Below are 20,434 nucleotides of genomic sequence, written 5' to 3'. Positions count from 1 at the left end.
CCACCGTGGATCGCTCCGGAGCAACTTTTCAAACTTACCCGGCTCTCCGCTCCGATGCAAATCCGTGTTTCAGGATTCTCATCGGCGGGAAGTCGTCCCCACCTCTTCAGGAGCGCTCGAAAGCCCTGCCAGAATTTGGTCTTGATTTTGGGGTTTTGGCCGCCCGCGGTAACCAGCTCTTCGCTGTCTCCCTCGCGGCGACTTAGAAAACAATACACCTCCCCGGGCACCTCCGCAAATCACCCTGGCAAGGCGCCCTGAACCCCGTGTTTCCGCGGCTGGACGGCCCATCGGCCCCCATGGAAACCCATCCGGCGTCGTACTTCGTTCCTGTGTGCTGCAGCACAGTGCCTGGCCGCCGGATCGAAGGACGCCAACCGGAGAATCCTTAGACAGCAAAAGGGCCGGCAACCGTGAGGTTGCCGGCCCTTTTCAAGCAGCTGGTATCAGCAGTGCTGGATTACCAGGAAGACTTGGTGATGCCCGGAAGTTCGCCCTTGTGGGCCATGTCGCGGAAGCGGACACGGGAGATGCCGAACTTCTGGAAGGTTCCGCGGGGGCGGCCGTCGATGATGTCGCGGTTACGCAGACGGATCGGGGACGCGTTGCGGGGCAGCTTCTGCAGGCCCAAGCGGGCCGCTTCGCGTGCTTCGTCGGTTGCGTTTTCGTCAACCAGGGTCTTCTTCAGCTCGAGGCGCTTTGCAGCGTAACGCTCCACGATGACCTTGCGCTGCTCGTTGCGAGCAATCTTGGACTTCTTAGCCATGTTTAGCGCTCCTCTCGGAATTCGACGTGCTGGCGGATCTTGGGGTCGTACTTCTTCAGGACCATGCGGTCCGGATCGTTACGACGGTTCTTGCGGGTTACGTAGGTGTAACCCGTGCCCGCGGTCGACTTGAGCTTGATGATCGGACGTACGTCCTTGTCCTTAGCCACTAGAGCTTCACCCCACGAGCCAGGATCTGGGCGACGACTACGTCGATGCCGCGTACGTCGATGGTCTTGATGCCACGTGCAGAGACCTGCAGCGTGACGTTACGGCGCAGGGACGGAACCCAGTAGCGCTTCTTCTGAATGTTCGGATCGAACCGGCGCTTGTTGCGGCGGTGCGAGTGCGAAATGCTGTGCCCAAAGCCCGGCTCGGCTCCGGTCACTTGGCAGTGTGCTGCCATGACTTCTCCTCAAGAATTGAAAGTAATGATCCGCATATCTGCTGCTGGACCATGCTGCTAAGGGCGACCCAAAAATGAAGAAGGGCAACGGTTAGTCACGCAACTTGAGCCCCTAACTACCGGCCACCCTGGAGAAATTACCGGGCAACCGGAGCAATTGCGCACGCTCCGCGCACTTAGCGCCTACCAAGTCTACGAGTTCGCGCAATTAAAGACCAATCCGGCGCTGGAGGGTGTATAAGCAGGCCCGGGGTTAGAGGTGCGTGAGCTGTGGGTACCTCGGCTTAAGGCCGTCCCCGGACGACTTGCCGGTGACCCGGCGGACTACCCAAGGCCCGGCGTACTCGCGGAACCACCGGGCGTTGGCCCGGAGGGCGTCCAGCCCGCTGAGTTCGGGGACGGGCGTCATGGGCGGGATGTCGATGGAGTGGTCGTGCTCCAGGACGTCCAGCACCCGTTTGGCCATGTTGGCGTGCCCGGCAGCGGACATGTGCATCCGGTCCTGCGCCCACATGCCCCAGTCGTAGTACTCGCTGAAGCGCCAGTAGTCCACCAGCAGCGCGCCGTGGTCGCCGGCGATGCCGCGGACCAGTTCGTTGTAGATGGCCGTGCGCCCACGCATGGTGCTGAACACCTTCGATCCACGCGCGTCGAATCCCGTGAACATCACCACGGTGGCACCGGTGGCACGCAACTTGGCGATGGCGTCGTCGTACTCCACCAAAAGGTCATCGATGTCGATCCTGGGGCGCAGGATGTCGTTGGCCCCCGCGTAGATGCTCACCAGGGTGGGTTTAAGTTCGACGGCGGCGTCCACCTGCTCAGCCAGGATGTGGCGGAGCTTCCTCCCGCGGATGGCGAGGTTGGCATAGCCGAACGCGGGGTCAGCGTCTCCCAGCTGTTCGGCCACGCGGTCCGCCCAGCCGCGACGCCGTTGGGACGGGTGGAATCGTCGTCGCCCACACCCTCCGTGAAGGAGTCGCCAAGGGCAACGAACCGGGTTGTGAAATCCATTCGGATAGTTTGCCATCAGTTGTTGGAAGCAACCAACCGCGGGCGCGGCACCCTAGTTTTCCCGCAGGATCCAGTGGTCCGCATCCAGCCGGCCCACTACCTTTTCGCCGATCCGGGCCAAGTCAAGGACGTCCTGCTCGGTGAGGGCATCAAGGAACAGGTCACGGACGTCCTCCACATGCCCCGGTGCAAGGCCCACGATGGTTGCCATCCCCTCGTCGGTGAGGTGGGCGGTGGTGACCCGGGCATCATGGGGATGCGGCCGCCGCTCCACCCAGCCGCGCTTCTGCAGCTTGGTCACCACGTGCGAGAGCCGGGACAACGACGCACTGCTGCGGGCAGCAAGTTCGCTCATGGGCAGGAACCTGCCTTCCGCCTCGGAGAGCATGGCCAGGACGGTGTAGTCGAAAAGCGAGAGCTTTCCCGCTGTGTGGAGCTTGGTGTCCAAGGCCGCGGGCAGGAGGGTATTGATGCTCACCAGGGCCAGCCAGGCTCGGCGTTCGTCGGCGTTGAGCCAGCGCGGTTCGGTCATTCCCTCATTCTACGAGAGCGGCCTGGTTGATCCTTCAAGTAGGTCCTGTGGCGGCCGGTAGGCTGGGGCCATGTATGTTGTCTCCCTGAGTTACCGGGTTCCGCAGGACATCGTGGACTTCCACAATGAGGGCCACATTTCCTGGCTGCAGAAGGCCTTTGATGACGGAGTCTTTATTGCCGCAGGCCGCAAGGTGCCGCGGACCGGCGGCCTGCTGCTCTCCCAGGCGGACCGCGCCACCCTCGATGCCTGCCTGAAGCAGGACCCGTTCTACACGAACGGCGTTGCGGACTTCGAAGTCATGGAGTTCCACGCCGCAAGGGTGGCGCCGGGCTACGAAATCCTCCTGGACAGCTAAATCTGCCGGACAGCTGAGGCCTAAGGCTCAGGCCGGGGACGCTAGTTGGCTTCACTGAAGTAGGACTTCGCCGCCAGCTTCTTCAGCCCGCCTTTCCGCGGCACCTTCACCGGTTCCGGCCACCGCGGGGTGAGCTCGTCCCCCAGGGTGACGCCGCGAAGTTTGCGGCCGAAGAGCGGCAGTACCCAGTCGTGGACCCAGCGCCGCTGCTGCCGCTCCCACTCCCGCAGGCTGGGCCGTAAGGGCGGTTCCCAGTCCTTGGGCGTGATCTTGTGGGGCACGCCCAGCCGGTCCAGCACCTGCCCTGCCAGGTATTTGTGCCCGGCCTTGGACATGTGGAGCCGGTCCGAGTCCCACATCCGCCGGTCATGGAAGGCATCGAGGGACCAGTAATCCACCAGGACTGCGCCATATTTTGCCGCAATCGCCCGAACCCGCTGGTTGTAGAAGGTGTTGCGCTTCTTCAGCGGTTCCAACAATGCTGAGACCTTGACGTCGAACCCGGTAAAGAGCACCAGGGTGGCTCCGGTCTCCGCCAGCTGTGCCACGAGGTTTTCATAGTCGGCCATGAGGGCCACCATGTCCGTCTTCAGGTCCAGGATGTCATTGCCGCCCGCGTACAGCGTCACCAGGGCGGGCCGCATCGCCAGTGCCGGTCCCAGCTGCTCGTTGATGATCTGCCGGAGGCGTTTGCTCCGGATGGCCAGGTTCGCGTACCGCCAACCCGGCTGGGCCTTGGCCAGTTTCTCCGCAACCCGGTCCGCCCAGCCCCGGACCCCGTTGGGCAGCCGCTCATCCCGGTCCCCGACGCCCTCGGTAAACGAATCGCCCAAAGCAACGAATACCCGCCGGCCCTCCAGCTCCGGAAGCAAAGGATTAGCACCCATCCGACGAAAGTAGCCGCCCAAAGAGACGCCAAGGTAAACGGACAGCAACAGAATGCGCAGAAGGGCGACAGCTGCCCGCAGAGTCCGCGAATCGGGGCCAGATCGGCCCGATCAGCGGCTACTTGGCCCTTGTCGCATTTTTGCGGCCGATGGTCACGATCAGGTAACGTGGGCGGCTGGCCCCAACGCAGGGCCCCGGGCGCCCGATCACTGGACCCCGCTGCGCCCCTTCGGCGCCTGCTAGCTCTGGCCCCGCCAAGGGGGCCCAAAGATGCTTTCCGCACTCGTCAACGTCTCAAGTGCATCAGCCGTTTCTTCCTGCCCTATGCCCGGAGGTATCTTGTTCAAGAAAATAGCCATCGTCATGACCATGGGCGCTTTGTCCCTGACCGGATGCGGCCCGGCCCCTACGACCAACGGGGCGGCTGACCCATCTTCGGCCGACGGCGCGTCCGCGCCCGCCACTCCAGGCCCCACTGACACAGCCACATTATCTCCCGCGGCCACGGCTTCGAGCAGCCAGACTCCAGCTGCGGAGGGGACAACCGAGGCGACACCGGTCACCTCTGCGCCGGCGCCTCCCGCGGCACCCGCGCCTGCGGCCGCTCCTGCGGCGGCCCAGCCGGCCAGCCAAGCTCTCGCGACGACGGGTGACGGTGCGCAGGCAGCTACCGCCTTCGGTTGGGGCCCGGTCCTGACGGGCGACGAATTCTCCTACACCGGCGCACCGGACCGGACGAAATGGAGTGTCTATAACAGTGCAGGGCATGCAGGCAAAGGCCTGCGCAGCCCCCAGGCCTGGTCCGTTGCCAACGGCGTAGCCACCGTTAGCGGAGACGCAGCCGGCACCACTGGAGGCATGTCGGCAAAGTTCGCGGAACAAAGGTACGGCCGTTGGGAAACGCGCATGAAAACCAATGCGCGGGACCCGAAATACCACCCGGTCCTGATCCTCAATAACAACAGTGCCCCGAACTGCGCCGAGATCGATTATGCCGAGGGCAGCTCAGTCACCTCGGTGATGAGGTTCTTCCTGCACTACGCCTGTGGTGGAGCGGATTTCCAGACCACAGCGGCGACGCCTGTCGATGGCACGCAGTGGCACAACTACGCGGTGGAGTGGACCCCGGACGGCATCAGCGGATACGTCGACGGAGTAAAGACCTTCACGGACACGAACCCGGCGCACCAGCCCTCTACCGTAATGAAGCAGACAGTGCAGCTGGATTGGTTCCCGGACGGCTCCGCCACCAAGCCATCGCAGATGCAGGTCGATTGGGTCCGCGTCTACAAGTAAGGCAGCCCTTTTCCGGCTGAGGCTACAGCTCGGCCTTGCCCTGGCGCCAGTAGCCCATGAACGCGACCTGTTTCCGGTCGATTCCGACGTCCCGGACCAGGTAGCGGCGCATGTCCTTGATGACGGCGGCTTCCCCGGCGATCCAGGCGTAGAAGGGCATGGCGCCGGCTGGCATGCCGGGGTTCTTGGTGGCCGCGATCCCGGCTGTTTCCATCCGCGCGGGGGTCTCCCAGAGGATGTCCACGTCCACGTTGACGTCCTCTGGCTCGGGGCCCGCACCGCCGTCGGCCGCTTTGATGCCAACCCAGCCGGGCACGGGGACTGCTTTCCGCACCGCGTCCTGGAGCAGTTCCCCGTGCGGCCTGGACCGTCCGATCGAGGCGCCCCGTGCGAGCCAGGTGATTTCGACGTCGGCGGGTGAGGTCAGTTCGAGGAAGTCGCCGGCTTCGGGGACTTCCAGGAAGGCGTGCCCGCTCATATATTCCGGCAGGCTTTCCAGGACGGCAGAGATGGCCGGGACCGATGTCTCGTCGCCGGCCAGCAGGATGCGCTGCGCCAGTCCGGGGCGCCATTCGATTCCTGAGTAGGTCTCGGCGGTGACGCAGTGCGCGGCCCTGTTGTTTGGCCCGATGATGGTGATGGCGTCGCCCGGCTTGGCGTTGAGGGCCCAGTTGGCGGCCGGCCCGCCGTTGCCAAAGTGGTCAAAGTGCATCACGAAGTCGACGTCGATCTCCGGGTAGACAGCGTCAAGGCGCGACTGCCGGACGGTGTAGGTCCGCATCGAGCCCCGAACGGCGGGATCCATGGCGAGCCATTCCCGGTACCAGCTGGCCTGGCTCATTTCGAACACCGGGAGGGGCAGCGGGCTGCCGTCCGCCGCGAGGGACGGGATCATGAGCTTGATCCGGAGGTCCAGCGTTTCGCCGTGGACGCCGAAGTCCCGCAGGGAGTACCCGCCGAACGTGATCCTGCGGAAGTTGGGGCTCAATTCCTGGACCGATGTCACAGTGACTTCGAACGCCAGGGTCATGGGCTCGGTGTTCATCGTCTTTGCGGCGGCAGTTTCCCGGGTTTTCATGAAACGAGCTCCAGTTCGTTGGCGGGGACGCGGTGGCGGCCGATGGGAATGACCAGGGGTGTTCCGGTAATGGGATCGGGGATAACGCGGGACTCGAGGCCAAAGACATTGCGGACCAGGCCCTCCGTGACCACCTCGGAGGGTGACCCGACTGCCACCACGGCTCCGCCCTTCATGGCGATGACGTTGTCCGCGTACCGGGCGGCCAGGTTCAGGTCATGCAGGACGATGGCAACGGTGGTGCCGCGCCGCCGGTTCAGGTCCGTCACGAGGTCCAGGACCTCCACCTGGTGCGCGAGGTCCAGGTAGGTGGTGGGTTCGTCCAGGAGGAGCACGTCGGTTTCCTGCGCAAGGGCCATGGCAATCCATACCCGCTGCCGCTGTCCGCCGGAGAGTTCGTCCACGTTCCGCCCGGCGAGGGCAAGCGTCTCGGTGGCTTCCAGTGCGCGCTGCACTGCAGCTTCGTCCTGCGGGCTCCAGCTCCGGAAGAAGCCCTGGTGCGGATAGCGTCCGCGGCCCACCAGGTCCCTCACGGTGATGCCGTCCGGGGCTGTGGGGTGCTGCGGGAGGAGGCCCAGGGTACGGGCCAGTTGGCGGGCGGGCAGCGAGTGGATGTCCTTGCCGTCCAGGGCGACGGTGCCGGCCGCAGGTTTGAGGAGCCGGGACAGCCCGCGGAGGAGGGTGGACTTCCCGCAGGCGTTGGCACCCACGATCATGGTCACCTTGCCTTCCGGGATTTCGGCGTTGAGCCCGTCCACCACGCAGCGCTGGTCATATTTCAGCGTCAGGTCCTTGGCGTTGAGAACTGCCACGTCAGGCTTCCTTTCGGTTGGCCGTGACCAGGAGCCACAGCAGGAACGGGGCACCGAGCGCACCGGTGATGACGCCCACCGGCAGGACGGTGCCGCCCAGCAGCAGGGGTGCAAGGTTGGCGGCCAGGTAGTCCGCCGCAAGGACAATGAGGGCACCCACCAGGGCCGACGCCGGGAGGCTGGCCTTGCCGGTAAGGCGCCGGGCAATGGGCCCGGCCAGGAAGGCGACGAACGAGACAGGGCCGGCTGCCGCCGTCGCCACGGCCGCGAGCGAGACGGCGATGATGACCAGCGCCAGGCGCGTGGCACCGACGCGGACGCCGAGGCCCGCGGCGGCATCCGGGCCAAGCTCCAGGATGCGCAGCGGGCCGGCGATGGCTGCAACGGCGGGAATAAGGACGGTGAGGGCAAGGGCCAACACCCCTGCCCGGTCCCAGCTGGCGGAGTTCAAGGAGCCGTTGAGCCAGACGAGGGCATCCGCTGCGGTGCGGATGTCGGCGCGGGTCATAAGGAAGCTCACCACGGCATGCAGCGCGGCGGCGATGCCCACTCCCGCCAGGATGAGCCGGTTGCCGGCAGCATCGCCCCGGCCGGTTCCGCCCATGGCGCCGCTGGAGATGGCGTAGATCAGCGCCGCGACACCGAGCGCGCCGGCAAGCGCTGCCCCGGAGACGGCCGCGCCGGACGCGCCGAAGATGACGATGGCGGTCACGGCGGCGGCACTGGCGCCGTAGCTGATGCCGATCACGTCCGGGCTGGCCAGCGGGTTGCGGAGCATCGTCTGGAACAGGGCTCCGGCCAGGCCGAACGCCACACCGATCATGGTGCCGATGACGGCACGCGGCAGCTTGTTTTCCATCACGATGAAGCTGGCACCGGGGATCTTTTCCCCGCCTGTCAGGTGCCCGATGAGGATTTTGAAGAAGTCCGGGATGGTCACGGTGTAGCTGCCCAGCAGCACGGACACTGCGAAGAGGATTACGACGGCGGCGGCGAGGACGGCGGTCCGGTTCACCCGCAGCCGTCCCCGGCGTTGCCCTGTCAGTTGTGGTCCCTTAAAGCCGGTTGTGGGAGCCGTGCCTGACAGGTCGACGGGGGTTTTGGTCATGCTCACAGTCCGGCCCCCTTGCCGCGGCGGATCAGCCAGACGAAGACCGGTGCTCCGACGAGGGCGGTCATGATGCCGGCCGGGACTTCGCCGGGAAGGAGGACCACGCGGCCGATGATGTCGGCCCCCAGCAGCAGCGCCGGTGCGAGGACCAGGGAGAATGGCAGGATCCAGCGGTAGTCGGGGCCGGTGAGGAAGCGGACCGCATGCGGGATGACCAGGCCCACGAAGGCGATGGGCCCGGCAAGGGCAGTGGCGGAACCGCACAACAGCACGATTCCCAGGGCAGTGACGGCCCTTGCCAGTCCCACGCGCTGGCCGAGGCCGCGGGCAATGTCGTCGCCGAGGGCCAGGCTGTTGAGGACACGGCCGGTCAGCAGCACAATGAGTGCTCCCGCGGCAAGGAATGGAAGTCCGGAGAGCACCACGGACCAGTCGCGCCCGGCGATGCCGCCCACCTGCCAGAAGCGGAACCGGTCCAAAGTGTCCTGGCTGGAGACCAGGATGACGTTCATCAGGGAGTAGAGGCCCGCATTCAGTGCGGCGCCCGCCAGGGCGAGCTTCACCGGGGTGGCCCCGTCCCTGCCAAGCGAGGCAATGAGGTACACCACCACGGCGGCACCAGCGGCCCCCACGAAGGCGAACCAGATGTAGCCGGAGAGGGAGCCGATGCCGAAGACGTAGATTCCGGTCACCACGGCGAGGGCGGCACCGGCGTTGACGCCCATGATGCCGGGGTCAGCCAGCGGGTTGCGGGCCACGCCCTGCATGGCTGCACCTGCAAGGCCCAGCGCACCGCCGGCCACCAGGCCAAGGACCGTGCGGGGAATACGGGCGTGGACCACGGCATGGTCACCGTTGGCGGGGTCGAGCGCGGTGAGCGCCTGCCAAACGGTGGCCAGGGGAAGGCCCCGCGCGCCAATGGCCAGGGAGGCCCCGGCAAGCAGGGCAAGTACGACGACGGCGGCCAGCAGCCAGGCGGCGCGCTGCCCTGCGAATGCGCGGCCGCGGGTGCCGCCAGGTGCCGGATCCGGCACCAAAGTGCCGGGACCGGGCTCACGGCGCGCCGCCGTCGTCGTACTGTCGGTCATTTATCTGTTCCTACCTGAGCGGTGCTTACTTCACGGCATCCGCTGCGGTGGCCAGCTGGGGCAGGAACGTATCCAGCGACCACGGCAGGCTCAGCGGGGAGGAAGCGGAGATGGACAGCGTCAGGGTGTTGTCCGAATCGGCAACCAGGGCGCCGTTCTTGATGGCAGGGATCTGGCTCAGCAGGGGGTCTGACTTGATGGAATCAGTGGTGGCTGCATCCGGCACCCAGGTCACGAAGATGTCCGATTCGAGCTCATTGGCTTTTTCAGCCGACCAGGGGAGGAAGAACTCCTTGGAACCCTTGGACTTCTCCTCCACGATCGGGGCCAGCTTCATGCCGATCTCGTTGAGGAAGCGGGGGCGGTTGTCCATGGCGGTGTAGACGTTGACGCCGTCGCCCTTGGCCGGCTCGAGGTTGCCGTAGATGAAGCTCTTGCCGGCGAGCTGCGGGTACTCGGCAACCTTGTCCTTGATGGCGGCCTCGGTGTCGGAAATCAGCCTGGTTGCCTCGGCGTCCTTGCCGAGTGCCTTGCCGATGATGGAGGTGGAGTCCTGCCAGGAGGTTCCGTACGCGATTTCCGGATGGGCCACAACCGGGGCGATCTCGCTCAGTTTCTTGTAGTCCTCCTCGGTGAGGCCGGAGTACGCGGCCAGGATGACGTCCGGGGTGAGCTTGGCGATCTCGGTGAAGTTGATGCCGTCCGCCTCGGAGTACTGGACCGGGGCCTTGTCCGAGCCGAAGCCTGCGCCGAGGTCCTCCAGGGCTGCGTCCTTCCAGGGCGTGGAGCCCTGCTCGTTGCCGCCCCATTCGTTCTTGGGAACGCCCACCGGGACAACACCCAGGGCAATGGCCACATCGTCATTGACCCAGGAAACGGTGGCTACCCGGGTGGGCTGCTTCTCGATGGTGGTCTTGCCGTACACGTGCTCGATGGTGACGGGGAACTGCGCGCTGCTGGCGCTGGATGCGCTGGCGTCCGAGGCGGAGGACGCGGGGCCTGTTGAACAGGCGGAGAGGGTAAGTGCCGCTGCGGCCAGGACGGCCGTTGCCTTGCCGGCTGATTTGAACAGCGTGCGGCGGGTGGTGCCGGGTCCGGAGAAGAGGGGGGAAGTCACAGAACTCCTTAAGTGAATGAAGCGAACTTAAGTAAGGCTAACCTAGCCTCGGGGCCATTACGCAAGGTTTCTGTAACTTATTCCCCATCGTGACGAAGCACACACCCCGCCGACGCTCTCTCACTTAATGCAGGAAAAACCCAAACCCTCTATCACCGGGTGATGGAGGGTCTGGGGAAAAGGCACATTAAGTGAGAGAGGGTTCCGTCAGCGCAGGACGATATCCACCGGGTTCGCTTCGGAGCGCCAGGCGCCTTCTTCGCCCGGCCGGGGCTTGATGACAGGCGCGGTGAGCACGCCGGAGCGGTTTGTGCGCTTGTCCCGGAGGATTTCGGTGACGGAACCGAGGTGCCGGGAGAGGTCGATGACGTTCTCCGGGGCAGCCAGCAGCAGCTGGAAGCCGAATTCGTGCAGCGCCTTGATCCCGGCGCCCGCAAACTCCTCTGACGCCAGAACGAAAGCCTCATCCATCATCACGGTGCCGTACGTGGTGAACCCCTGCTCGGCGATGCCCAGCTGGTAGCTCAGGGCCGCGGCCATGATGAAGGCCGTGAAACGCTGCCGTTCACCGCCGGACATGGATCCGGTGTCCGCGTGCATAAAGACCTCGGTTTTCCCGCGCGCCTCGCGGTGTTCCTTGCACTGGATGAACAGGTGGCCGCGCACATCCAGCACCTCGGCCCGCCACCGCCTGTCCTCCGGCGCCTGTGAGCCCAGCCGCTTCACCAGGGTTTCCAGGGACTTATAGCGGGCCGTGAGCTCGGCGTCGTCGTCCCTTTCCTGGCCGGCCCCCTCCGCCTTGGAGGCGTCCGGGCGGACGGGCCGGGCGTGCCGCGCCTTGAGGGCGTTATGGATGGCGTCCTTGAACTGTTTGGCAGTGGGCGGCAGCGTTTGCTTGATGTCGAGCTCCAGGAAGCTGCCCTCGTGGAAGTTGACCTGCGACAGGATGCCGTTCAGCGGAAGGATGCGGCTGGTGATGGAGCGGCGTTCCTCGTCGAGCAGGTGCAGGAGGGTGCTGAAGGATTCGTGCGTGCGCTGGTTGAAGAACTGCCGGAATTCCGCCTCCTGGGCGGGCAGCCCGTCGCTCACGATCGCATGGTAGCGGGTCTCGAACTCGCCCGCGGCGCCGATGGTGGTGCCATGGTCCGCGGAGATGGCGCTCCCCCACTCCCGGACGAACCCCTCGAAAATCCTCGTCAGCCGCTCCGCCGTGGACTGCCCGCGCGACTCCGCTGCGTGCAGTTCACCCAGCAGTCCGGTCCGCACCCGGTTGGCCAGGTTGTCCAGCTCGTGCATCTCCGTCACGTCGCCGAAGTCGGCAAAGTACGGTTCCAGCGCGCTGACCGTAGCGTCCGACGGCGGAGCCTGGGCCAGGCGCTTGCGTGCGGCTTCCAGCAGCGAATCTCCCGCGGTCAGCTGCCGGTCCAGCGACTTGTATTCGCTTTGCAGGACGGCGGCGGCCTCGGTGCTGGACTGGTGCTTCTGCCGCGCTCCTTCGATGGCCGCGCGGAGGGGCTCCAGGTCCGCCTGGGCGGCCAGCGCATCCTTGAGTCGCTGTTCGATCCGGGCCAGCTCCTCGGCAGCAACCTCCGCCGAAACCTGTTCCCACGAACGGTGGTCCTCCGCGACCCGGCGCAGGGCCTCGAGCTGCCGGCTCATGCCCTGGTGCGAATCCTCCCGGCTTTGCGCGAGCTCCGCCGCCTTGGCAACCTCCTGCCGCAGGTCCTCCACCTGGCCGGCCACGAGTTCCAGCTTGGCGGCGTTGTCGAACCCGAGGACGTAGTCCTGCCGGCTGGTAAAGCGGTCGTCCTTTTCCACCGTGTGGCGGTTGCGCTTCACCACGCCGCCCAGGCTGAGGCCGCGGTCCAGCCCGGCGAGCTCGTCCGGATCCTCAACGCAGGGGTAGGCAAAATCAAGCGCGATCCGCTCACGGATCCAGGATCCCGCTTCGGCGGCGACGCCCGTGGTGAGGATGTCCAGCTTGGTGAGCAGGTCGCCGTCGTGCACGTCCTCCAGCGCCAGCGCACCGCCGGATAGCGGCTTGGACACGTCAACCGCCCGCAGCGCTCCGCGCACGTTGTGGCCGTTGAGGTAGCGGGTCACGGCAGCGAAGTGGGCACCGGGCACCAGGAGCGTGGTGGCGAGGTTGCGGAGCGCACGCTCGGCGGCTGGGCGCCATTTTTCCTCCCCCTCGGCAAGGTCCATCAGCTCGCCGGCGAACGGCATCCGGTCCTCGGGTATGCCGGTGGCGGCGGCGATCGCTGCGCGGTTTTCAATGCTCGACGGCGGCAGCAGCGACTTGCGCGTCTTCAGCGAGACGAGCTCCTGCTCGGACGCGGCCAGCTCCCGCTTCTTCGTGGCGTGCGCGTCGAACGCTTCGAAGCGCAGCTCCTGCAGGGCCTGGGAGTCGTCCTTGAGCTCTGCCGACCTCGCGGCCGCTTGCTCGTGCGCCTGTTCCCAACCACCGGAGGACCACTCCAGCTGCAGGCCGGCGTCGGTCAATGCCTGGCGCGCCGCCTCCTCCACCTGCTCGCGGAGCTTCAGGCCCACGCGCGCGTTCTCCAGCGACTGCTCAATGGCGGAAATCGCGTTGCCGCCCTGGTTGTTGTAGTCCGCCTCCAGCTGGCGCAGCTCCTTGGCCAGCCCGTCCCGGACCGCCCGTTCGGCACCGAGCTCCTTGGCCTTCGCCTGGGCCAGCTCCTTGAAGCGGAGCAGTGTCTTTTCGTGGACCGAGACGGCCAGCTGCTGCTTGTAGGCCTCGAATTCCTCGCCGGCCAGGTCCCGCAGCCGGTTCGCGTCCAGGAGCGCCTGCGCGTACTCCTTGTTGAGCCCGGGAACCGGGGCGAGCTGGTCCCGCTGCTGCCGGACGTCCTCCAGCCGCTGCCGGATGGACATCAGGTTGCTGAATTCCTCCACGACGTCGTCCGCTGCCGCAAGCGTGGCCGGGGCGTCCAGGACCTGGTCGCGGAAGAAGGTGTTGACGCTGCCGCCGAGGCCCTTGCCGGCCTGGATCACGCGCAGGAGCGGAAGGGCCTGGTCCGAGTTGATGCCGAGCAGCCGGCGGAATCGTTCCGCAAACGCCTTGTGGACATCGAAAACCTGGGCCTCCGGGAAGATCGCCTCCAGGGCAGCCTTGGTGAACCGTTTGTCGGCGATGCCTTCCAGCGCCTCCAGGTCCAGCGGCTGGTGGTCCACAAGGTAGAAGCGTCCCACGCTGGACTCCGTGCCGTTCTTGGGCAGGTCGAACAGCGCCGAAACGGTCACCCGCGTGCCCGCGGCGTTGTCGAACGTCAGGGCGACGGCGGACCAGGTGGCACCGGGCCGCTGGAAGGCACTCGCCGAGCCCTCGCCCACGGCCTTGTCGCCCACCTTGCCACGCATGTACGTAAACGTGGTCCGCTTGTCCTCCACGGCACCGCCGGACCGCTGGGCGGCGGCCTCATTGGACCTCGGCCGGGCGTCGAACACCCGCAGCATGGCATCAAAGAGCGTCGACTTGCCGACGCCGGAGTTGCCGGTCAGCAGCGTGCCGTTCCGGTCCACGTGCATCGTGTGCGCCCCGTGGAACGTGCCCCAGTTGACCACCTGCACCAGGGCAAGGCGCATCTGGCCGGGGTTCGTCAGCTCGCCCATAGGCAGCATGCTCGCGATGCTCACTGGGCATCCTCCACTTCGGTTGCATCCCCGGTCCCGACGGGGTCAATCACCGGATCCGTGTCCAGCTCTATTAATGCCTCGGTGCCCGCGGGATCCGTGGTCGCCGCCACCAAGGCTTCTATTTGGGCCGGGATGTCGCCGATGTTCTCGAAGGGGAGGGCAAGGGGCAGCGCATTGGAAATGGTGTAGACGTCCTCCAGGCCCGTGGGCAGGAGGAGCTGGCGGGCCAGCAGCTTGGTGATGGCCCTGTTAACAACGTCCGAATCCCGGAGCGCGTCCTGCTGGCCCGCGGGCTGGTAGTGCGCCACGAGGTCGGCGATCTCCTCGCGCGTGATGGTGGGGTCCGTCTGCGCCGTGACATGCCGGTCCAGCAACAGGCGCAGCCGGAGAAGCACTATGGTCTCCACCCGGCTGAGCGCACGCTGCTGCCGGAGGATGCTGGAGCGGGCGCTGCCCCCGATCGCGTCCGGATCCACCGGCCGCAGGACGGCAATCTTCCGTTCGTGGTCCAGTTCCATGGTGAGGAACAGCTCCGACAACCGGCTGCGCAGGATCACCTGGTTGTCCAGGAGGACGGTCCAGAGCTTCTCGTCCCGGCCGCCGTCGATATACGGACCCTTGAGGAGCTTCACCAGCGCCTGCCGCACCTTCATGGAGAGCACGCCCGTATCACCCGGGAAGAGGGCCGCACCGTCGACGAACGTATCGCGCGGGGTGACGGCGAAAGGCCGCTCCGCACCGGAGGCCGCCCCTTCACCGCGCTCTACCTCCGGGGCCGCCGTCGTCGTCATTTCTTCAGTCATCGTGAATCCTTTGGAAGCGTGACCAGCGGCAGGTAGGCCCTGCGTGGGGTTCCGTCTATCTGTTCGAAGTCCAGGGCGTCGAGGGCTTCCCTGTCGAAGCCCGCTCCGGCGTGGAGGGCGTGGGAGAGGAGCGCCCGGATGGTGTTGATGTGCTGCTCCTCCGGGGGCAGCTGCTGCCAGGCTTCGGAAAGGGTGGCGGCGCCGGCCATGGCCGCGCGCACCACCTCGGGCTTGGCCTTGCCGGTCCTCGGCGAGCGCACGCGGTCGGCATCGCTGAACGCGATGGGATCCGCAAGTTTGGGCGGAGCGGCGAACTCGTCGGGGTCGAAGAGCTTGACCATGGACAGCGACTCGAATCCGGCGTTGAAGAGGACAGGACCGCGGACCAGGCCGGGGCGGTCCCGTTCGTACGGAAGGGACCGGATGGCCTGCTCCGCTTCCCGGAGCACCTGGCGGAGCCGGACTGACTGGCGGAAGTCGTCGCTTTGGACGTAGGTGTTGAGGCTTTCACTCAGCTTGCCGTAGATCCGCTGGATCTGGCTGTGCTGCTGGCGAAGCTCGGCCACCAGGTTCTTCAGCGTTTCCCGGTCCTCGGGCGAGAGGTCGTCGGCGAACTGCCGGCTGAGGACCTCGCCGATCGCGGACCGGAACCTCAGCTGCTGCTGCGGGTCCTCGAGGAACGCGGTGAAGGAACGGAAGGTCCTGCCCTCGGGGCTCTGGCGGAGGCGCTTGTCCGCTTCCAGGACCTGGGCCATGGTGGCGCCCTTGGTGAGCGACTCCTCGATGATCTGGTTGCGCAACCCGCCCACCAGTTCCTCGATCCGGTCACGCATCTTCTTGTAGTCGGCCGGCAGGCTCGCGGCGAGGTCCAGGATGTTGCCCGCGGCTTCCACCGCCTCGTCGTCGTCCAGCAGGCCGTCGAACTCGCCGGAGCTGATGTCCTGGATCAGCTGCCGGCGTTCTTCAATCTCCTCTTCCAGCGACTCGAGGCGGGCGCTCTGGTCCGGGTTGGTCTCGTTGGCGAGCTTCTCGACGTCGCCCAGCAGCGTGCCGAGGCGTGATCCGTTGAGCGTGGAGCGTTCGCTGGAGAGGCTGTCCAGGAAGGCAAGCACGCGGGCGGCCGGTTCCGTTACCTCGTAAACGATCTGGCCGGACTGGTTCCGCCGCGTCAGGAACTGCCGGCGCGTCCACTCATCGCCAAAGGACTTTCCATTGGCCCCGCCGCCCAGCCCGGGCTCCTGCCGGCGCAGCTCCTCAAGGAAGGAGTCGACGTCGGCGTGGAACTCCTCGAGCGGAAGCTGGGGGCGGGTGCGGGTGAAGGATGCCTGCAGCACCGCGATCACCCAGGGGGCCGAGCGCGTCAAGGCCCAGGCAGGTCCTTTGGTCAGGAGTTCGAGGTCCCGGAGCCGGGCGCTGATGGCCTCAGCGGATGACCTGGCGGAGCGGGGCACACACTCTCCTTGGGCTGTTTGCGGGGGCGGGGCGGCGGCTTGGATGGAAAACTGCCAACTACAAGGTTAACGCAGGCGCCGCGACCGCTTCGTGACCTACCCGGCCGTAGTGTTTCGATCCCATACCAACAGCTTCTGCCGGCCCGGCTGCTATGGCTGGGCGGAGAGGTCCCACCCTACGCTTCTGCTACTGATCTCAACCAAAGCAACGTCGCAGCAGGGGGACTCAATGCACTTCGATCTCAGTTCAGTTGAAACCGCCACCATGGTCTTCGCGGGCACCCTGGTGTTCGCCGTGATCCTGGCGGTATTCGTCCTGGCGGCGGGACTGGTTGCCCTGGTGCTGCTGGGAATCGGAAAGCTGGGCTGGACCGTGGTTTCCACAATCCTCCTGGCCGTGGTCCACGGTATCAACGCAGGCTGGGACAGGCTGGTCCATCACGCGGCGGGGGTGGATGTTTCCGGCGATTTCCAGGCCCAGCACTCCCCTAGCACCGGAACCTACCCGCGGGTAATCTTGAGGGACAGCTGAAGGGTTCTCCAACCCGGCGGATCCATGGCTACACCGGCCATTCCGGCCAAGGAGATAACCCATGAGCTCCGCCACTGACAGCACCTCCGCAACAAGCCCCGCCACCGGCCTCCCCGTTTCCACCGCAACGGCAACGGACGCACACCCCGGGGAGACCCCCGTTCCCGCCGGAAAACTTGGTGCCGGCGCCACAGCCCAGGATGCCCGCGCCGTAGCGGAGGCCGCACGGGAAACCGGCTGGGAGCGCCCGAGCTTCGCGAAGGGGCTGTACTTGGGCAGCTTCGACCTCGGGCTGGTCCACCCCTGGCCGGCCCCCGATCCTGCCTCCGTGGAGCGGGGCGAGGCATTCATGGAGCGCCTGACCGGGTTCGCCCGCACCATGGACGGCCGGGTGATCGAGCGCGAGGCCAAGATCCCGGACGAGTACATCCGGGGCCTGGCGGACCTCGGTGTTTTCGGAATGAAGATCCCGGAGGAATACGGCGGCCTTGGGCTCTCCCTGGTTTACTACGGCCGTGCCCTGGCGCTCCTGGGCAGCGTCCATCCAAGCCTCGGCGCGCTCCTCTCGGCCCACCAGTCCATCGGCGTGCCGGAACCGGTCAAGGTTTTCGGAACCCCTGAGCAAAAGCGCGAGTACCTGCCGCGCTGCGCCGCCGGGGCCATCACCGCCTTCCTGCTGACGGAACCGGATGTGGGCAGCGATCCCGCCCGGCTGGGCAGCACGGCAACGCCAACGGACGACGGCGATGCGTACCTCCTGGACGGCGTCAAGCTTTGGACCACCAACGGAGTGGTTGCGGAACTGGTGGTGGTGATGGCCGTGGTCCCTGCGCACACTGATGCGGACGGCACCATGCACAAGGGCGGCATCAGCGCGTTCGTGGTGGAGATGGACTCGCCGGGCATCACCGTGGAGAACCGGAATGCGTTCATGGGCCTGCGCGGGATTGAGAACGGCGTCACCAGGTTCCACCAGGTCCGCGTGCCGGCTGCCAACCGGCTGGGCCGCGAAGGCCAAGGCCTGAAGATCGCGCTGACCACGCTCAATACCGGGCGCCTTGCGCTGCCTGCGCTGTGCGTGGCCTCCGGCCGGTGGAGCCTGAAGATTGCCCGGGAATGGTCCAACGCCCGCACTCAATGGGGCAGGCCGGTGGGCGAGCACGAGGCCGTGGGCAAGAAGATCGCCTTCATCGCGGCTTCCGCCTTTGCGCTGGATGCGGTGTTCGAGCTCTCGGCCGAACTTGCGGACGCCGGCCAGAAGGACGTGCGGATTGAAGCCGCCCTTGCCAAGCTCTGGGCCACGGAGATCAGCTGCCAAATCGCCGACGAACTGGTGCAGATCCGCGGCGGCAGGGGCTTTGAGACCGCCGAATCCCTGGCTGCACGCGGCGAGCGCGCCGTCCCGGCCGAGCAGCAGCTGAGGGACCTGAGGATCAATCGGATTTTCGAGGGGTCCTCGGAGATCATGCGGCTGCTCATCGCCCGGGAAGCGGTGGACGCGCACCTGGCCGCCGCGGGCGAGCTTGCATCCCTTGACGCAAGCCTGTCCGATAAGGCGAAGGCCGCCGTCGGCGCTTCCGGTTTTTATGCCAAGTGGCTCCCCAAGCTGGTGGCCGGGGCCGGCATGGACCCGCGCTCGTACAGCGACTTCGGCCGGCTGGCCAAGCAGCTGCGGTTCGTGGAGCGCTCGTCCCGGCGCCTTGCACGGCAGACGTTCTACGCCATGGGCCGCTGGCAGGCCAGGCTCGAAAGGAAGCAGGCGTTCCTGGGCAGGGTGGTGGACATCGGCGCCGAGCTGTTCGCCATGACGGCCTGCTGCGCCCGGGCGGAGATGCTGCTCCACACCGCTCCCGAAAAGGCCGCCAGCGCCTACGAACTCGCCGAGGCGTACTGCGAGCAGGCCAGGGTGCGCGTGGACGAATACTTCGACCAGCTATGGCGGAACACGGACGACGGCGACCACGCACTCACGCGGAAGGTCCTCGCCGGAGAGTACACCTGGCTGGAGGAAGGCGTGCTGGACCAGTCTGAAGGAACGGGTCCGTGGATCGCCGACGCCTCTCCCGGCCCCTCCCAGAAGGACAACCTGCACCGCAGGTACCGGTAAAGCTGCAGGTCACAAAATAGTAAGCATCCTTGCTATCCCTCCGGGCCGATGGTTGAGTGGATTCATGAGCAGCTCAACAGACCCAGACAACCTGCCTTCGAGGCGAGCCCGGGAGGACGCTGACCGGAACCGAAACCAGCGCGACGATACCGCCGGCGGCGAACCCACCCGCTCCTACCCGCAGGTGCCGGCAACCGATGCCGCCCCTACCTCCGCCTACGACCGCGTGCCGGCGGACCGCACAGGATCCTCGGGCGCCTACGCCGAGCGGGACTACGTCGCCACGCCCCCTGCCCCGGCTGCTGATCCGAACCTCACAGACCGGCAGACTGCCGTCGCCCGGGAAAAGGAACGGTTCGGCGGCATCAAGGTGGGCTCCGCGTTCTTCGGCTGGCTCACGGCCACGGGCATGGCCGTCCTGCTGACCGCCCTCGTGGCGGCGGCCGGAACCGCCGTTGGCCTTGCCACCAACACGGACGTCAATGAGGCCGTCAACCAGGCGGCGCAGAACCAGGGCACGGTGGGGCTGGTGGGCATCATTGTCCTGCTGGTCATCCTGTTCCTGTCCTACTATTGCGGCGGTTACGTGGCAGGACGCATGGCGCGCTTCAACGGCGCCAAGCAGGGGGTCATGGTGTGGATCTGGGCGCTGATCGTGGCAGTACTCGTTTCCATCCTTGGCCTCGTGTTCGGACAGCAGTTCAACGTCCTGGCCAACCTGAACAGCTTCCCGCGCATCCCCGTCAATGAGGGCCAGTTGACCACCACCAGCATCATCGCCGCCGTGGTGGTAGCCCTGGTGGCCCTGGTAGGTGCTGTATTGGGCGGACTCGCGGGCATGCACTTCCACCGGAAGGTGGACCGGGCCGGCTTCACGCCGGACAGTGACTACGCCGACGAGTAGTCAGGCCAGCATCTCCCCGTCCAGATAGAGCCACCGCCGATGTTCCCGGATGAACCTGCTGTTCTCATGCAGGACCCCGCGTTCGCCGCCGTGCCGGTAGTAGGCCTTGAACTCAACGGTCCCCGCGGTATCCAGCGGCCCGCCCCGGGAGGTGGAGAGAATATCCAGGCGCCGCCACTCCATCCCCGGATCCAGTTCCAGTTCCGCCGGCGCTGTCCGGGGATGCCAGGTGCGCAGCAGGTAGTCACCGTCAAGAAGCACGAACGCGCTGTAGCGGGCGCGCATCAACTGCTCCGCGGTGGCGGCCTCCGCCGCGCCTCCGTGGAACCGCCCGCAGCACTGTCCGTACGGCTCTCCGGACAGGCACATGCAGTTTTTGTGGTCCCTGGAGTCGGTCATCCCACCGATGCTGTCACATGGGTAACAGCTTTGCTACAACCAGGGAAGCAGCCGGGCACCCGGCGGCACGGCCCCGCAAAAATCCGTAAGGTGGAGAAGGTGCCGGCGCCCGGGC

At 66.3% G+C, this 20,434-nt stretch carries 20 protein-coding genes and 1 pseudogene; 6 read left to right on the top strand and 15 right to left on the bottom strand.

Annotated features, from left to right (window positions below; genetic code table 11):
- Positions 1 to 206, top strand: a 206-nt coding sequence (locus tag Q9R30_RS18410) for a hypothetical protein (RefSeq protein ID WP_311218491.1), incomplete at its 5' end; no start/stop codon positions are given.
- Between the two features lie 254 nt (positions 207 to 460).
- Here Q9R30_RS18410 and rpsN read toward each other — a convergent pair.
- From rpsN to Q9R30_RS18385, 5 genes and pseudogenes are all read right to left on the bottom strand, one after another.
- The gene (gene rpsN, locus Q9R30_RS18405; protein WP_009358853.1) at positions 461 to 766 is read right to left on the bottom strand and encodes a 30S ribosomal protein S14; all 306 of its coding nucleotides are present in this window, start codon (positions 764 to 766) and stop codon (positions 461 to 463) included.
- 2 nt (positions 767 to 768) lie between these two features.
- Complete coding sequence (rpmG, locus tag Q9R30_RS18400; protein ID WP_013602737.1) at positions 769 to 936, bottom strand: 50S ribosomal protein L33; 168 nt, start codon at positions 934 to 936, stop codon at positions 769 to 771.
- Positions 936 to 1,172, bottom strand: coding sequence for a 50S ribosomal protein L28 (gene rpmB / locus Q9R30_RS18395; protein ID WP_013602738.1), 237 nt, complete (start codon positions 1,170 to 1,172; stop codon positions 936 to 938). Before rpmB ends, rpmG begins: the two co-directional genes overlap by 1 nt.
- Before the next feature lie 253 nt (positions 1,173 to 1,425).
- Positions 1,426 to 2,186, bottom strand: a pseudogene (locus tag Q9R30_RS18390) (SGNH/GDSL hydrolase family protein).
- Between the two features lie 52 nt (positions 2,187 to 2,238).
- Positions 2,239 to 2,718, bottom strand: a complete 480-nt coding sequence (locus tag Q9R30_RS18385; protein WP_104999378.1) for a MarR family winged helix-turn-helix transcriptional regulator — start codon at positions 2,716 to 2,718, stop codon at positions 2,239 to 2,241.
- Between the two features lie 70 nt (positions 2,719 to 2,788).
- Between Q9R30_RS18385 and Q9R30_RS18380 the strand changes: the two genes are divergently transcribed.
- Positions 2,789 to 3,076, top strand: coding sequence for a YciI family protein (locus Q9R30_RS18380; RefSeq protein ID WP_157240408.1), 288 nt, complete (start codon positions 2,789 to 2,791; stop codon positions 3,074 to 3,076).
- 41 nt (positions 3,077 to 3,117) lie between these two features.
- Here Q9R30_RS18380 and Q9R30_RS18375 read toward each other — a convergent pair whose 3' ends face one another.
- Positions 3,118 to 3,963, bottom strand: a complete 846-nt coding sequence (locus Q9R30_RS18375) for an SGNH/GDSL hydrolase family protein (protein WP_311218490.1) — start codon at positions 3,961 to 3,963, stop codon at positions 3,118 to 3,120.
- A gap of 340 nt (positions 3,964 to 4,303) precedes the next feature.
- Between Q9R30_RS18375 and Q9R30_RS18370 the strand changes: the two genes are divergently transcribed.
- Complete coding sequence (locus tag Q9R30_RS18370; RefSeq protein WP_311218489.1) at positions 4,304 to 5,260, top strand: glycoside hydrolase family 16 protein; 957 nt, start codon at positions 4,304 to 4,306, stop codon at positions 5,258 to 5,260.
- A 22-nt stretch (positions 5,261 to 5,282) separates the two neighbouring features.
- On the opposite strand, the gene Q9R30_RS18365 is transcribed toward Q9R30_RS18370, so the two are convergent.
- From Q9R30_RS18365 to Q9R30_RS18330, 8 genes are all read right to left on the bottom strand, one after another.
- Positions 5,283 to 6,338, bottom strand: coding sequence for a siderophore-interacting protein (locus Q9R30_RS18365; protein WP_311218488.1), 1,056 nt, complete (start codon positions 6,336 to 6,338; stop codon positions 5,283 to 5,285).
- The gene (locus tag Q9R30_RS18360) at positions 6,335 to 7,150 is read right to left on the bottom strand and encodes an ABC transporter ATP-binding protein (RefSeq protein ID WP_104999382.1); all 816 of its coding nucleotides are present in this window, start codon (positions 7,148 to 7,150) and stop codon (positions 6,335 to 6,337) included. Before Q9R30_RS18360 ends, Q9R30_RS18365 begins: the two co-directional genes overlap by 4 nt.
- Position 7,151: 1 nt before the next feature.
- Positions 7,152 to 8,258, bottom strand: a complete 1,107-nt coding sequence (locus Q9R30_RS18355) for an iron chelate uptake ABC transporter family permease subunit (RefSeq protein WP_311218487.1) — start codon at positions 8,256 to 8,258, stop codon at positions 7,152 to 7,154.
- A gap of 2 nt (positions 8,259 to 8,260) precedes the next feature.
- Entirely contained in the window at positions 8,261 to 9,349 is a 1,089-nt protein-coding gene (locus Q9R30_RS18350; protein ID WP_311218486.1) for an iron chelate uptake ABC transporter family permease subunit, read from the bottom strand.
- Positions 9,350 to 9,374: 25 nt separating this feature from the next.
- Positions 9,375 to 10,466, bottom strand: coding sequence for an iron-siderophore ABC transporter substrate-binding protein (locus Q9R30_RS18345; RefSeq protein WP_311218485.1), 1,092 nt, complete (start codon positions 10,464 to 10,466; stop codon positions 9,375 to 9,377).
- A gap of 207 nt (positions 10,467 to 10,673) precedes the next feature.
- On the bottom strand, positions 10,674 to 14,123 hold the full coding sequence (locus Q9R30_RS18340; protein ID WP_311218484.1) for an ATP-binding protein: 3,450 nt from the start codon (positions 14,121 to 14,123) through the stop codon (positions 10,674 to 10,676).
- Complete coding sequence (locus Q9R30_RS18335; RefSeq protein ID WP_104999386.1) at positions 14,120 to 14,926, bottom strand: DUF4194 domain-containing protein; 807 nt, start codon at positions 14,924 to 14,926, stop codon at positions 14,120 to 14,122. Before Q9R30_RS18335 ends, Q9R30_RS18340 begins: the two co-directional genes overlap by 4 nt.
- The gene (locus Q9R30_RS18330; protein WP_311218483.1) at positions 14,923 to 16,377 is read right to left on the bottom strand and encodes a DUF3375 family protein; all 1,455 of its coding nucleotides are present in this window, start codon (positions 16,375 to 16,377) and stop codon (positions 14,923 to 14,925) included. Before Q9R30_RS18330 ends, Q9R30_RS18335 begins: the two co-directional genes overlap by 4 nt.
- A 229-nt stretch (positions 16,378 to 16,606) precedes the next feature.
- Between Q9R30_RS18330 and Q9R30_RS18325 the strand changes: the two genes are divergently transcribed.
- The 3 genes from Q9R30_RS18325 to Q9R30_RS18315 all read left to right on the top strand — a co-directional run bounded on the left by Q9R30_RS18325 (position 16,607) and on the right by Q9R30_RS18315 (position 19,920).
- Positions 16,607 to 16,909, top strand: a complete 303-nt coding sequence (locus Q9R30_RS18325) for a hypothetical protein (protein ID WP_104999388.1) — start codon at positions 16,607 to 16,609, stop codon at positions 16,907 to 16,909.
- A 61-nt stretch (positions 16,910 to 16,970) separates the two neighbouring features.
- A complete protein-coding gene (locus tag Q9R30_RS18320) occupies positions 16,971 to 19,016 on the top strand; it encodes an acyl-CoA dehydrogenase family protein (RefSeq protein ID WP_311218482.1) in 2,046 nt (681 codons plus the stop codon).
- Positions 19,017 to 19,080: 64 nt separating this feature from the next.
- Positions 19,081 to 19,920, top strand: a complete 840-nt coding sequence (locus tag Q9R30_RS18315) for a YrzE family protein (RefSeq protein ID WP_104999390.1) — start codon at positions 19,081 to 19,083, stop codon at positions 19,918 to 19,920.
- Here the strand turns inward: Q9R30_RS18315 and Q9R30_RS18310 are convergent, their stop codons facing one another.
- Positions 19,921 to 20,319 carry a YchJ family protein gene (locus Q9R30_RS18310; RefSeq protein ID WP_234005461.1) on the bottom strand — a complete coding sequence of 133 codons (399 nt, stop codon included), beginning with the start codon at positions 20,317 to 20,319 and terminating at the stop codon, positions 19,921 to 19,923.
- Positions 20,320 to 20,434 lie beyond the last annotated feature (115 nt).

The sequence above is a fragment of the Arthrobacter sp. AB6 genome (assembly GCF_031844545.1).
In the GTDB taxonomy this organism is placed as follows: Bacteria; Actinomycetota; Actinomycetes; order Actinomycetales; family Micrococcaceae; genus Arthrobacter.
The sequence above is the reverse complement of the archived record's forward strand: the minus strand, read 5'-3'. Positions and strand labels throughout refer to the sequence as shown.

Coding starts and splice junctions, on each gene's coding strand:
- rpsN (WP_009358853.1), bottom strand. CDS start 766: ATGGCTAAGAAGTCCAAGATTGCTCGCAACGAGCAGCGCAAGGTCATC.
- rpmB (WP_013602738.1), bottom strand. CDS start 1,172: ATGGCAGCACACTGCCAAGTGACCGGAGCCGAGCCGGGCTTTGGGCAC.
- Q9R30_RS18385 (WP_104999378.1), bottom strand. CDS start 2,718: ATGACCGAACCGCGCTGGCTCAACGCCGACGAACGCCGAGCCTGGCTG.
- Q9R30_RS18380 (WP_157240408.1), top strand. CDS start 2,789: ATGTATGTTGTCTCCCTGAGTTACCGGGTTCCGCAGGACATCGTGGAC.
- Q9R30_RS18375 (WP_311218490.1), bottom strand. CDS start 3,963: ATGGGTGCTAATCCTTTGCTTCCGGAGCTGGAGGGCCGGCGGGTATTC.
- Q9R30_RS18365 (WP_311218488.1), bottom strand. CDS start 6,338: ATGAAAACCCGGGAAACTGCCGCCGCAAAGACGATGAACACCGAGCCC.
- Q9R30_RS18355 (WP_311218487.1), bottom strand. CDS start 8,258: ATGACCAAAACCCCCGTCGACCTGTCAGGCACGGCTCCCACAACCGGC.
- Q9R30_RS18350 (WP_311218486.1), bottom strand. CDS start 9,349: ATGACCGACAGTACGACGACGGCGGCGCGCCGTGAGCCCGGTCCCGGC.
- Q9R30_RS18335 (WP_104999386.1), bottom strand. CDS start 14,926: ATGACTGAAGAAATGACGACGACGGCGGCCCCGGAGGTAGAGCGCGGT.
- Q9R30_RS18325 (WP_104999388.1), top strand. CDS start 16,607: ATGCACTTCGATCTCAGTTCAGTTGAAACCGCCACCATGGTCTTCGCG.
- Q9R30_RS18320 (WP_311218482.1), top strand. CDS start 16,971: ATGAGCTCCGCCACTGACAGCACCTCCGCAACAAGCCCCGCCACCGGC.
- Q9R30_RS18315 (WP_104999390.1), top strand. CDS start 19,081: ATGAGCAGCTCAACAGACCCAGACAACCTGCCTTCGAGGCGAGCCCGG.
- Q9R30_RS18310 (WP_234005461.1), bottom strand. CDS start 20,319: ATGACCGACTCCAGGGACCACAAAAACTGCATGTGCCTGTCCGGAGAG.